Source organism: Micromonospora sp. NPDC050795 (assembly GCF_044456785.1).
Lineage (GTDB): Bacteria > Actinomycetota > Actinomycetes > Mycobacteriales > Micromonosporaceae > Micromonospora.
Map to the genome: position 1 here is coordinate 107,758 of NZ_JBITGE010000008.1, position 12,730 is coordinate 120,487.

A 12,730-nucleotide genomic window follows, 5' to 3' on the forward strand; every position below is an offset into this window, starting at 1 on the left:
TGAAGGTGGACCGGGCAGGTCCATCGAGTCGAGCGGTTCCGCAGGAGTAACCCGTGCACCTCGCCGCGCCGGAGCCCGGATCGCCCCAGGCCAGCGGTCCGCCGGTCCGCGACCCGGAGGGCCCACGTCGGGTCACCCTCCTCGAACTCTTCTTCGACCTGGTGTACGTGGTCGCCCTGGCGCTCATCTCGCGGGGACTGGCCGAACGACTCGACTGGCACCGGGCCGCCGAGGCACTGATCATGCTGGCCGCCGTCTGGTGGACCTGGACGATCACCACCCTGGTCACCGACCTGTACAACCCCGAACGCACCGAGATCAAGCTGCTGATCAGCGCCGTCATGTTCGGCGCGCTGCTGATGACCACGGCCATCCCGGAGGCGTTCAACAATCGAGGGCTCGTCTTCGCCGGAACGTACGTCGCGATCCACCTGGGGCGTGGGCTGTTCCTGATGCCGGCGGTACGCCGCGAACCGCAGACCCAGCGGCGGGCGGCCCGCATCTTCCTCTGGTTCGCCGTGTCGGCGATCCCCTGGCTGATCGGGGCGTTCGTCAGCGGGGACGCCCGCATCGTGTGCTGGGCCGTCGCCCTCGCCATCGACTACCTCGGCTTCCGGCTCGCGTACCCGGTGCCGGGGCTCGGGGTGGTGCCGGAGAAGCAACGCAACGTCACAGCGGAGCATCTCTCCGAGCGCTACCAGCAGTTCTTCATCATCGCGCTCGGCGACGCCATCCTGACGATCGGCACCATGTTCAGCATGGAGCACACCGAGGCCGAGAACATCGGGGCATTCGCGGTGGCGTTCCTGACCACGCTGCTGCTCTGGCGGATCTACGTGCACAGGTCCGGCGAGCTGCTGCCGAACGCCATCAAGGCCGCCGAATCGCCCAGCAAGTTCCTCTTCAGCGCGCCATACACCCATCTGCTGATGATCGCCGGTGTGGTCACCACGGCGGCCGGCTTCCACCTGGTGCTGCACGAGCCGACCGGGCGGACCCCGCCGTCCTGGCTGGCGGTGATTCTCGGCGGCCCGGCGCTGTTCCTGGCCGGCCGGGCCTCGTTCGAGTACGAGGTGTTCAGCCGGGTGTCGTGGTCCCGGCCCGGTGGGGTCCTGGCGCTGTTGACCATCGCCCCCGCCCTGCTGTACGTGCCGCCGGGCTTCGCGTCCCTCGGCGGGCTGCTGGTGCTGGTCGGCGTGGCCTACGCGGACTTCCGGCGTAGCCACGGCAAGCCGCCGGAGGCACCGTCACCGCCACACTGAGCGGCCCGCCAGCTACACCAGTGCCCCGGCGTACCCCCGGACCTGCAGTCGTTCCCGGGCACCTCCCGCCAGGCGCACCTGCAGGCCGAGCGGCGCGGCGGCGCGGCGGACGTCGTCCACGTGCAGCGATCCGTGCCGGTCCACGGTGAGCACCGGCGGTTCTTCGAGGTCACCCTCCGGCGCGTGGAACGAGAGCAGGGTGACCGAGGTGGTGAGGTATCCCGGGTACGCGGCGCGGGCGGCTGCCTCGTCCCGGTGGACCAGCACCACCAGATCGTCGAGGTGGGCGAAATCCGCGGCGAGGGCGCCCGCCGTCCAGTGCGCCGGTTCCTCCGCCGCGCCGGTGAGATGCCGGGAGCGGTTCGCCGAGGTGATGTAGAGGTGATCCGTCGCGGTCTCGGCGAGCGCCCGCTCGAAGAAGGCATTGGAGGGGCAGGTCAGCCCTGGTGCGATCACCTGGGTGGTCCTCCTCCCCTGGTCGATCTGCGTGAGGTGGTCGGGAAGCCGGTCGGCGGCCGGCCCACGGAAGCCGAACGGGCCGGCCCCGTACAGGGCGTCCATCAGCGCCCGCACCCGACCGACCGGCAACCGCGGCGAGATCCGCGTCCAGTCGAACATCCCGGGGATCCGGCCGATCGCCGTGGTGATGCTGCCGACCTGGTGGACCGGTCGACCCTTGGCCAGGTTGACCCGACGTACGGTGGCCGCGTCGGGGCGCGTCACGATGGCGTAGACGTTGGCGAACGCCGCCGCGACGATCGCGCCGCCAGCAAGCGCGCGGGCCGCGACCGCGACGTCCTCGGGGCGGTCGATGTAGAGGGGCGGTGTCGGGGCGTCCATGAGTCCTCCTCGGCGGGGCCGTGAAGCAGTTCTACGTCCACTCACCCGGATGACGGCGAGGTCGGTCGGCGATCCGATAGCCGACAGGTGCCACCCGGTGCGGGCGGCGGATGCCCGGGCGTACACAACGGCGGACGGCATCGGCCGGATGGGGGATCCGCAGGGGGTCGTAGCACGCAACCGTTAGCCGCGCGACCTGATTGGGTACAACGGCTGCACCTCAGATCCACCACATACCTCAGGAGGCAGCGATGCGCGGCACCTCGATTCTCGGAGTCATCGTCGTGATCTGGTTGGTGATCGGCGCCATCGCCGGTGGCCAGCGCGGTTACTACAGCGGCGACGACACCAACTGCGCCGAGGCCGGCACCATCCTGGTCACCATCGTGGCCGGGCCATTGAACTACATCGGCGCCAACCCGAAGGTCGACTGCAAGCTGCCCGAGCCTTCCAAGTAGACGACTGACGCACTCCGGCCCGTGTCCCCGGTGGGGGCACGGGCCGGCGCGGTTTCGAGGAGATCGCGCAGGATCACTAGCGCGTCTCCCCCAACCATCGAACTGACGACCGGTCGCGTCCCCCCGCGGCGCGTCATCGATCTGCTGGTGCGCTGACGGCGTGGGGGGTGGCTGGAGGCGGTGCTCGGTGCTTGCGGTCGCCCACGGCACCACCGCGTAAGGCATCCTAGGAGGCTGGTCTGCGGCCCCTGCGGCGTTTGTCCGAGCCGGGAACGGGAACGGCCGATGCCTCAGTCAGCGAACGGGATCGGGAGTGTGGGCATGCAGATCGGCTACAAGCTGGCCGCAGAGGGGTACGGCCCGCAGGAGATCATCCGCCAGGCCGTCCTCGCCGAACGGGCCGGCTTCGACTTCGTCGAGATGAGCGACCACTTCCACCCGTGGCTGGACGCGCAGGGGCACTCGTCCTTCACCTGGAGCGTGCTCGGCGCCATCGCGGCCAGGACCAGCACCCTGCGCCTGGCCACCGGGGTCACCTGCCCGACCGTCCGCTACCACCCGGCGATCATCGCGCAGGCCGCAGCGACCATGGCGCTGATCTCCGACGGCCGGTTCACCCTCGGAGTGGGCGCCGGCGAGCGGCTCAACGAGCACGTGGTCGGGCAGGGCTTCCCCAGCGTTCGAGGGCGACACGAGCGACTACGCGAGGCGCTGGAGATCATCCGGCTGCTCTGGCAGGGCGGCTACCAGTCGTACGAGGGCCGGCACCTGCAACTGGAGGACGCCCGCGTCTTCGATCTGCCGGACACCCTGCCCGTGATCGCGGTGGCGGCCAGCGGTGAGGTGTCGGCGCGGCTCGCCGCCGAGTTGGGCGACGGCCTGTTCGCCACCGAGCCGGACGCGTCGATCGTCGAACACTACCGACGCGCCCAGGGTTCAGGCCCGCGCTACGCCGAGGTGCCACTGGCCTGGGCCACCGACGAGCAACAGGCGGTGCAGGCGGTGTTGCAGACGAGCCGATGGATGGTCACCGGTTGGAAGGTGATGAGCGAGCTGCCGAACCCGGTCAACTTCGACGCGGCCAGCGCGTACGTCGAGGAGAAGCACATCCGGCAGCTCTTCGCCATCGGCCCGGACCCGGAACCCCACGTCGCGAAGGTCCGGTCGTACGTCGAGGCCGGCTTCGACCACATCGTCCTGCAGAACGCCGGCCCCGACCCGGACGGCTTCCTCGACTTCTTCGCCGGCGACCTCTCCGGCCGCCTGCGCGCCATGGGTTGACGCCGTGACCCTGCCCGCGAGGGGTTGACGCCGTGACCCTGCGCGCGAGGGGTCGACGCCGTGACCCTGCGCGCGAGGGGTCGACGCCGTGACGAGGAAGCGACGCCGAACCCTCCGTTCCGACACCTGATCTCGGAAGCGGCGGCCACCGGGTTCAGCGGTCGGTGAGGCCGAGGCGTCACGTGACGGAGCACCGCCCGTCCGGACGATCGTCCGGACGGGCGGTGCACTCGGGATGAACGCGCTCGAGATGGTGCGCGGGTCGACGCTCAGCGGAAGCAGTGTGCGATCGGCACCTGGCTGCCCTCGCAGTTGGTCGGTTCGTTCTCGACCACCACGCTCTCATCGTCGATCTTGACCTGGGCGTGCATGCCGAAGATGCCGCCCGGCTTCACCGTCGACGCGTTGTGGGTGACCTTGCTGGTGTAGATCGCCACCGAGCCCGCGTTGGCGTAGATGCCCCCGCCCTGGGAGGCGGCGCCGACAGCCTCGTTACGGGTCACGTCACTGCCGCGGACCAGCAGGTTCGCCTTCTCGGCGTAGATGCCGGCTCCGAGGCCGTGGGTGGTGTTGCCCTCGATCACGCTGTCGTCGATCGGCGTCAGGCCCTTCACTGTCGAGACACCGCCCCCGTTGAGGGTGGACGTGTTGCCGCGGATGGTCATCGTGCGCAACACCAGCACCGCATCGGAGTTGGCGGCACCGCCGCCGACCTGCGCGGTGTTGTTGAGCAGCTCGGTGTCGGAGACCTTCGTCCGGGCCGAGAAGCTGGCCAGCCCGCCACCCTGGACGGCGCTGTTCTGGGTGAAGGAGACGCTCTCCACGTCGGCGGCACCACGGTAGTTGCCCAGCCCGCCGCCGTAGGCGTTGGCGCTGTTGCGGTGGAACTCCGAGCGCTTCAGCGTCAGCACGCCGCCGTTGAGCAGGCCCCCGCCCTTGCCCGCGGCGCCGGAGGCGCTGTTGCCGACGAACGTGGAGTCGGTGACCACCATGTTGCCGTCGTTGAAGATGCCGCCACCGCCCCCCTCGGGCGACAGCGAGGTGCTCTGCGTGACGGTGACCCGTTCCACCACCGCGGTGGCGCCGTGCACCACGTGCACGCTGCCGCCCTCGATGGCCGATCGGCCGTTGTGCAGTTCCACGTCGCGCAGGGTCAGCTCGCCGCCATCGCGGACGGTGAAGAAGCGGAACGCGGCGGCCTGGGCGGCCCGGGAGATGGTGGCGCCCGCGCCGTCGATCGTGATCGCCTGGTAGATCACCGGCAGGCCGGCGGTGTCGTCGGCCGGGTTGTGCGGCGGCGCTTCGGCGTCGCCGGGGGTTTCCGCGGCGTCGGCGGCCTCCCGGGCGTCCCGGATCCCGCCGTCGTACTGGTCGGTCTCGTGGAACGCCTCGGTGAGGGTGTAGCGGCACTTGGGCGCGAGGCGGAGTTCGCCGCCGCCCTCGGCGTTGGCCGTGACCAGCGCCGCCACCAGCTTCGCGGCGTCGCACGGCACCGACACCACTCCTCGCTTGCCGGTGCCGGGGGTGGTGGGACGGGCCCGCTCGGCGTCGGGGTCGGGCCGGTCGCCGGTGCGGCGGTCGTCGTCGGCTGCCGGGGTCAGCCGGGCCAGACCGGGGAGGGCGAGGGCGCGGTCGGCGGCGGCGGCCGCTCCGGCCGCTCCCACGACCAGGCTCCCCGCCAGCAAGCCGCTGGCTAAGAACCATCGGGACCGCCGTCTGGGTCGAGTCGCGCGGTCTCCCTCTCGGTACGTGGACATCAACGGTGCCTACCTTCCTGCGTACGTGACGTGACCGCGCGCCGATTCGGGCGCGGGGGGCTCGACGGGTTCGCCGGCTACCAAACGTCACGATAGGTCCGCAATACGGACAGGAAGGTGTGAACGTGAATAGTGCCCTCTTTCATCTTCTAAGCTGCCAGAGCGGCATCAGTGTCACCCGCCGACGTGGATGCCGGGTCGACGCAGCGGGTCCCGTTCGGTCCGGCGGATGATCTCCCGCACCACCGGCGGGGTGTCCCCCCGGCCCAGGATGAGGTAGCGCGCCAGGTGCGCGATCGGGCTGCCCTCCGACCACTCGAAGTGCGCGTGCGGCCGGACCCCGGTGGCGTCCCGCAGGGCCAGCAGGATCGCGGCGATCGCGTTCGGCACGGCCGGGCTGTCGGCCCGCAGCACCCGAAAGCCGCCCACCTCGATCCCGTGCACACGCAACACCTGACTGAACTCCGACGGATCGACCACATCGATCTCCAGGAACAACACGTCCGCGGCCCCGGGCACCGGATTCATCCCGCGCTGCGCCCGCTCCTTGAGCGTGTACTCCTTCACCGACCCCTTCTGCCGCTTGTTCGCGATCAGGTGCAGCTGCCCGTCGTGCGCCAGCGACTCGCTGATGAACCGACGGGCCGCCTCGTCGAACTCGATCCGCTCGGCGCGCAGCTCGGTGGTCCGGGTGACCCGGGAGACCAACGAGACCACGATGATGCCGAGGATGAACAGCGCGGAGATCGTGATGCCGTCCGGCTGTTCGATGACGTTCTCCAGCAGCGCGTACAGCAGCACCAGGGTCAGCACCGTGAAGCCGATCGCGGAACCCCGCCGGTGGTGACGGGCCGCGGAGATCGTCACCGCCACCGCCCCGGAGACCATCATGGCCAGGATCCCGGTGGCGTACGCCCCGGCCTGGGCGTTGACGTCGGCGCGAAAGGCGATCGTGATGGCGACGCTGACGACGGTGTAGACGATCACCACGGGGCGTACCGCCCGGGCCCATTCCGGGGCCATGCCGTACGACGGCAGGTAGCGGGGCACGATGTTGATCAGCCCGGCCATCGCCGAGGCGCCGGCGAACCAGAGGATGAGCACGCTGCTCACGTCGTAGACGGTGCCGAACACCTCCCCCAGGTAGGCGTGCGCCAGGAACGCCAGCGCCCGCCCGTTCGCGCCGCCGCCCGGCCGGAACTCCTCCTCCGGAATGAGCGCCGTGGTCACGAAGGTCGTCGAGATCAGGTACACCGACATGATCAACGCGGCGGTGGTGAGCAGCCGACGCGTGTTGCGGATCCGGGCGGCGAGCCGGGCCTGCTTGTCCGGGCCGTCGGCCGCCACCAGGGGCATCATGCTGACCCCGGTCTCGAAGCCGGACAACCCCAGCACCAGCAGCGGGAACGCCAACACGGCGGTGAGCAGCACCTGTCCCGGTCCGCCGCCGGTCGCGGTCACCGCGGCCGTCCAGTTCGACACGATGCCCGGGTCCTCGACGATCCGACCTACCGCGACCACGACGATCACCGCGTTGAGCAGCAGGAAGACCGCGACCAGCGGAATGGCCACCACCACCGCCTCGCGGAACCCGAGCAGGAACACCCCGCCGAGGATGAGCAGCAGCGCCACCGTCACCACGACCGGCACCACGGACCCGTGCAGGACATCCGGCAGGTACGGGTTCTCCAGCAGGTGCACGGTGGCGTCGGCCGAGGAGAGGGTGATCGTGATGATCCAGGAGGTGGCCACGAAGCCGAGCAGCACGAGGACGAAGATCTTTCCCCGCCAGAACGGCAACAACCGCTCCAACATCGCCACCGAACCCTGACCGTGCGGGCTCTCGTGGGCCACCCGCCGGTACATCGGCAGCATGCCGGACAGGGTGAGCACGACGATCAACAGGGTCGCCAGCGGGGAGAGCGCCCCGGCCGCCACCGCCGCGATGCCCGGCAGGTACGACAGCGTGGAGAAGTAGTCCACGCCGGTCAGGCACATCACCTGCCACCAGGCGTGCCGACGGTTCTGCCCCTCGGTCGCCTCGGGGCCGGGCGGCTGCACCTGGTGCTGGAAGAGCCACCGGCGCAGCGGGCTGGCCGGCGGCGCCGAGCGGGCCGGCGTGGCCACGCGTTCGGGCACCACGACGCCCTGCCGGCCACCCCGATGCGGGCGGGCCGGATCGCGGGCCGCCCGCAGCGCCGGGTCCGGCCCGCTCGGCGCGTGGCGGCGCCCGCTCCAGCGCCGTGGTTTTGCCCCGTGCTCGTCACCCATCGCCAGTCCCACCCTCACAGGTCCTGATCTGACGGTAGGCGGTGCCCGGGCGCCCGATCGGCGGAACCGGGTACCTGTTCGGCCTGCTCAGGACAGGTCCGCGACGGCGAGCAGCCGGGCCAGCGCGGGTGGGTCGGCGACGGTGACCGTGGCCGCCGGGTGCCGGAGCCGTCCCCCGGGCACCAGCGCCGCCACCGGTACGCCGAAGCGCAGGCAGATCCCGCCGGCCGCGCTGCTGCCGAAGGTCGCGCCGCCGTCGGCCAGCGACAGGTGCGGGCCGATCGCCCGCCACCAGCGGTACGGTCCGCTCAGCTCGACGGCGGTGACGTTGCCCCGGTCGGTCCGCAGCCGCCACGGCCCGTACCGGATCATCAGGTCCCGTTCGGTGACGGCGACCCAGGCCGTCGCCGGGCGGACCCCGAGCAGCGCCAGCACCGGGCGGAACACCGGATCGAAGCGGAACGGGAACCGGGCCACGACGCCGGTCATCGGGCGCCGGGCCGAGCGGTGGGTTTCGACACCGGGCCGCCGGGCCGCAGAGGGCCGGGCCGCGCGGGCCGGGGGCGGGCGGCGGGCCGACGCCGGGCCAGGACGGTCATGGCGCGGGCGTACCCGATCCGAGCCCGCCGACACCCCCGGATCCGCTGAACGTCGACGCGACTCCCACCCGGCGTTCCCCCACCGCCGGCCGACACCCCCCGGGCCGGCCGACGGCGGCAGACGGTCGACACCCCCCGGGGCCGACCGGCTGTCCCCTGAATGACCGACCCGACCTCGGGCGGCCACACGGGGTGGAACTGGTGGGACGCGCCTCCGCGCTCCGCCGCCCCCCACGGGGCGGAGCGCGGAGGCCCCCCGTCCCGGCTACTGCAGGAACGCCCCGAGGGGCGACAGCAGCAACCGGCCGAGCGCCGCGGCGTTGTCGTCCAGCCGTGTGCGCTCACACTCTCGGGCGTCCGGATCGTGCCGGCACCGCCAGATCTTCTGCGCGTTACGCCAGGCGACATCGCGGGTGTACTCGACCAGTTCCCCCTGGTACCAGTCGTCGATGTCGCCGTTGAGCATGTCGATGAGCAGCTGCCACCGCTCCAGGTAGCCCCGCCGCAGGCCGGGGATCTTGTCCGCGAAGATTTTGTTGATCTCGAGGTAGTCGTGGTGCTGGTCGCTGCCGTCGACCGGCTCCGACTCCAGGTGATCGAACGTGGTCACCAAGGCGAACGGCAGGTCGAAGTTGATGTGCGCGTTCACCCCGGCCGCCGCCGACGGCAGCGGGCGGGCGTCCGGCCCCCGCATCCGCTCGAAGAGACACGACCACGCCCTCGGGGTGCCGGGGCTGGAGTCGGTCCACAGCCGCATCGCGTCGAAGTACCGGGCGGCGAACTCGACGTCGAGCCGGGAGAGGAAGACCGGGTCGACGAAGCGGTCGTCGTACAGCCCGTCCAGCACGCTGCTGGTGATGGTCAGATAGAGCTTGTTGAAGTCGGCCAGTGGGCAACTGGCTTCCAACGGCGGCAACCGGACCAGCATGTCCTGAAGCTTGGTCAGATGATCGACCACGGCCGGCACGTCCGCGGGATGATCGGCGAGCAGGTCGACGATGTCCCGGTGCACGGGCCCCCAGACCGGTTCGATCATTTCTCCTCCATTGTGGTCGGCGGCATCCCCGTGCCGTCGTCGACGCGGCCCAGCCTCTCAGCCGACACCCGGCCACCGGATCAGTAGAACGACGTATCCCGGCGCGCACACGCGCCGGGATACGTACGCACTGTGGAGTCGGTCAGCCCCGTTGGTTGCGCAACTGGATCGCGCTGGCCTGCACGCGGGTACGGACCTGGAGCTTGTCGAAGATGTGCGACACGTGCACCCCGATGGTCCGCTCGCTGATGAACAGCCGCTGCCCGATCTCCCTGTTGGTCAACCCCTCGGCGACCAGGGCGAGCACTTCCCGCTCCCGGGCGGTGAGCGCCGCCAACTCGTCGTCGGACGCCTCGACCGGGACGCCGCGCGCACCGCTGATGCTGTCGCGCTCGTCCAGCGACACCCGGGCCCGCCCGGCCAACTCGCGGATCTCCGAGGTCAACGGCACCGCGCCCAATCCCTGCGCCACCCCGTACGCCTCCCGCAGGAGCTTGCCGGCGGTGGCCACCCGGCTGCGCCGAGCCAGCAGCGCCTCGGCCTGCCGCAGGCGCGAGTACGCCGCCGGATAGGGGTGATTGCGTCGATCCCACTCGGCCGCCGACGCGGCCCACAGCTCCGGATCGCTGCCGTCGAGGCGGCTGACCTCGGCCGCGCACAGCGCCAGGAAGCCCTCCACCACCGAACGCACCGGCCGGGCGGCACCGGCGCTCTTGCGGGCCACCCGCTCGGCCGCGTCCCGCAGCCGGCGGACCGCCGTCGGGTCCACCTCCACGGTGCGGCTGGCGTGCGCCTCAGCCTCGGCGCGCAGGCCGTGCCAGACCAGCGCGGAGAGGATCATCACGTCGTCCGAGCGGCTCTCGGTCAGGCCGCGCTGCACCGCCTGCCGCGCCACGTCGTGCCGGCCCTCCCACATGGCCAGCCCGGAGCGCAGGGTGAGCAGCGGAATGACGTGTCGCGCCCCGCCGCCGGCGAGCAGGGTCGCCACCGCGTCGAGGTCCCGACCGGCGGCCTCGATGTCGCCGTAGCCCACCGACAGCCGGCAGCGGGCCAACAGCAGCTCGACGGCGTCCGCACCGGACGGTCGGTGCCGCAGGGCCGCGGCCACCACCTTCTCCGCCTCGGCCCACTGACCCACCCGGAACAGCCCGTTGATGGCGATGGCCAGCAGCCGGGTGCCCCAGGTGCGGCCCAGGCCCAGCTCGGTCACCCGTTCGGCGCCCCGCCGGGCCACCACCACGCCCTCTTCGAGGACGTTCAGCGGCCCGGTCAGCAGCTCCGCCAGGTGCAGGTACGCGCAGGCCACGTCCTCGGGCTGACCGCCACGCTCGGCGGTGTCGAGGGCGTCGCGCATGACCGCCAGACCGGCGTCCGGGTCTTCCAGACAGGCGTCGCTGAAGCCCAGCGCCGAACTGGCCAGCACCACGTCGGTGGCCGAGCCCGCCACGTTCTCGGCCAACGCCAGCGCCTCGCGGGCCCGCTCACCGGCGTCGGCGTAGCGACCCAGGTGCAGCAGCAGCTCGGCCAGGCGGGCGGCGGCGCTGGCCCGGTCCCGAGGGGAGCAGTCCGCCGCCTTCAGTGCCCGCTGGTACTCCTCCTCGGCCAGCGCGGAGCGACCGGCGGCGGCCAGGTAGCGGGCGCGGCGGATGTGCAGCGCGCAGCTCGGCTCGCCACCCCGCAGCGCGGCCAGCTCCTCCAGCAGGGCCAACGCGCGGGCGTGCTCCCCACAGTGGTGGGCCGCCTCGGCGGCGTTCTCCAGCAACTCGACCCGGTCCACCGTCAGCGGGCCCGGCTCGGCGGCCAACTGCAACGCCGCCGACCAGTGCCGGTGGGCCTCGGCGTAACCGTGCAGCCGCTCGGCCTCCTGAGCGGCTGCCACCGCCGCCGGCAGGGCGCGCGCCGGCTCGCCGGCCAGCCGCCAGTGGTGTGCCAGCCGGGCCTGGTGCAACTCACCCGGCGCGGTGGTCAGCGCCTCGGCGTAGCGGCGGTGCAGCCCGGAGCGTTCGGCCGGCAGCAGCTCGTGCGCCAGCACCTCGGCCACGAGGCGGTGCCGCAGCCGGTAGCCCTCGTCCGCGCCGACCAGCAGCCGGTGCGCCACCGCGGCCCGGGCCGCGGCGATCAGCTCGTCCTCCGGCATCCGCAGCACCTCGGCCAGCAGCCAGTGCTGCACCGGTTCGACCCCGGTGGCGACCGCGTGCACCACGGCGTGCGCGTGCTGGGGCAGCGCGTCGACCCGGTCGAGGAAGATCTCCCGCAGCGTCTCGGACAGCCCGTCGCGGCCGTCGCGCAGATCCCGGGCCAGTTCCTCGATGACGAACGGGTTGCCGCCGCTGCGCTGCCACACCTGCTCGGCCGCGTCGGCGTTGAGCGTACGGCCGACCACCGCGGCGGCGAGCGTCTCGGTGTCGGCCCGGCCCAGCGGCGCCAGGTCGAGCACCCGCACCGTGCGGAGCCGACGCAGCTCGGTGAGCACCCGGCGCAGCGGGTGAGCGCCCTGCAACGACTCGGCGCGCACCGCCGCCAGCACCGACAACTGAAGATCACCCAGGCCGGCGAGCAGGTAGAGCAGGAGCTGCCGGGTGCTGCGGTCGACCCACTGGAGGTCGTCGAGGATCAGCACCAGCGGGCGTCCCTCGGCGATCAGGTGCAGGCCACGGGAGACCCGCTCCAGCAACGCGCCGGCGCCGTCCGGGCTGGCGGTCTCGTCGGCGAACATCTGCAACAGCCCCCGCACCGCCGAGGAGGTGCGGGCGGGCGAGGTGGACACCTCGGCGTCGAACCGGCGCAGCGCCTGCAACAGCGGGTGCAACGGAGAGGCGTCGCCGATGTCCAGGCAGCTGCCGGTGAGCACCACGGCGCCCCGCTCCCGCAGGCGGTCACCGATCTCGCCCAACAGCCGGGTCTTTCCCACACCGCTCTCGCCGGTCAGGAAGACCGCCGCGGTCTGCCCGTGCGCGGCCTCACCGAGCAACGCGGACCGAACCGTCTGCACCAGCTCGGCCCGGCCCACGAGCGGTGCGGTGTCCACATCGCTGGCCATGTCACGCAGCCTAATCACAGGGCCCCACACCGTTCTACGGCCGCCCACCGCTTCTGGTACTCCTCGCGTCGACTTTGCGACTAAAGGTTGCAGGTGGCCGACATACGTCGTTCGGCAGATCCCCCGTCGGCCCAGTAGTGCCAATCTCCGGAGGTGATCAGGCAACAGCGGGGAGAGAGGCCGGTG

Annotated in this window: 9 protein-coding genes; 3 read left to right on the forward strand and 6 right to left on the reverse strand. The window is 71.8% G+C overall.

The features are described 5' to 3' along the window. Positions 1-53 precede the first annotated feature (53 nt). A complete protein-coding gene (locus tag ACIBEF_RS09640; RefSeq protein ID WP_396792644.1) occupies positions 54-1,262 on the forward strand; it encodes a low temperature requirement protein A in 1,209 nt (402 codons plus the stop codon). A 12-nt stretch (positions 1,263-1,274) separates the two neighbouring features. On the opposite strand, the gene ACIBEF_RS09645 is transcribed toward ACIBEF_RS09640, so the two are convergent. Next, entirely contained in the window at positions 1,275-2,102 is an 828-nt protein-coding gene (locus tag ACIBEF_RS09645; RefSeq protein WP_396792645.1) for a hypothetical protein, read from the reverse strand. Positions 2,103-2,353: 251 nt separating this feature from the next. Between ACIBEF_RS09645 and ACIBEF_RS09650 the strand changes: the two genes are divergently transcribed. Together ACIBEF_RS09650 and ACIBEF_RS09655 are read left to right on the forward strand one after the other, a co-directional pair. Beyond that, entirely contained in the window at positions 2,354-2,560 is a 207-nt protein-coding gene (locus tag ACIBEF_RS09650; protein WP_007460667.1) for a hypothetical protein, read from the forward strand. Positions 2,561-2,881: 321 nt separating this feature from the next. Then, positions 2,882-3,841: a TIGR03557 family F420-dependent LLM class oxidoreductase gene (locus tag ACIBEF_RS09655; RefSeq protein ID WP_396792647.1), complete on the forward strand. Its 960-nt coding sequence runs from the start codon at positions 2,882-2,884 to the stop codon at positions 3,839-3,841. Positions 3,842-4,110: 269 nt separating this feature from the next. On the opposite strand, the gene ACIBEF_RS09660 is transcribed toward ACIBEF_RS09655, so the two are convergent. From ACIBEF_RS09660 to ACIBEF_RS09680, 5 genes are all read right to left on the reverse strand, one after another. Next, on the reverse strand, positions 4,111-5,598 hold the full coding sequence (locus ACIBEF_RS09660) for a hypothetical protein (RefSeq protein WP_396792649.1): 1,488 nt from the start codon (positions 5,596-5,598) through the stop codon (positions 4,111-4,113). A gap of 174 nt (positions 5,599-5,772) precedes the next feature. Then, a complete protein-coding gene (locus ACIBEF_RS09665; protein ID WP_396792650.1) occupies positions 5,773-7,869 on the reverse strand; it encodes an amino acid transporter in 2,097 nt (698 codons plus the stop codon). Between the two features lie 87 nt (positions 7,870-7,956). Beyond that, a complete protein-coding gene (locus tag ACIBEF_RS09670; RefSeq protein WP_396792651.1) occupies positions 7,957-8,358 on the reverse strand; it encodes a hypothetical protein in 402 nt (133 codons plus the stop codon). Between the two features lie 375 nt (positions 8,359-8,733). Further along, positions 8,734-9,504: a DUF5995 family protein gene (locus ACIBEF_RS09675; RefSeq protein ID WP_396792653.1), complete on the reverse strand. Its 771-nt coding sequence runs from the start codon at positions 9,502-9,504 to the stop codon at positions 8,734-8,736. A gap of 142 nt (positions 9,505-9,646) precedes the next feature. Next, positions 9,647-12,544, reverse strand: coding sequence for an AAA family ATPase (locus ACIBEF_RS09680; RefSeq protein WP_396792656.1), 2,898 nt, complete (start codon positions 12,542-12,544; stop codon positions 9,647-9,649). Positions 12,545-12,730: the final 186 nt, after the last annotated feature.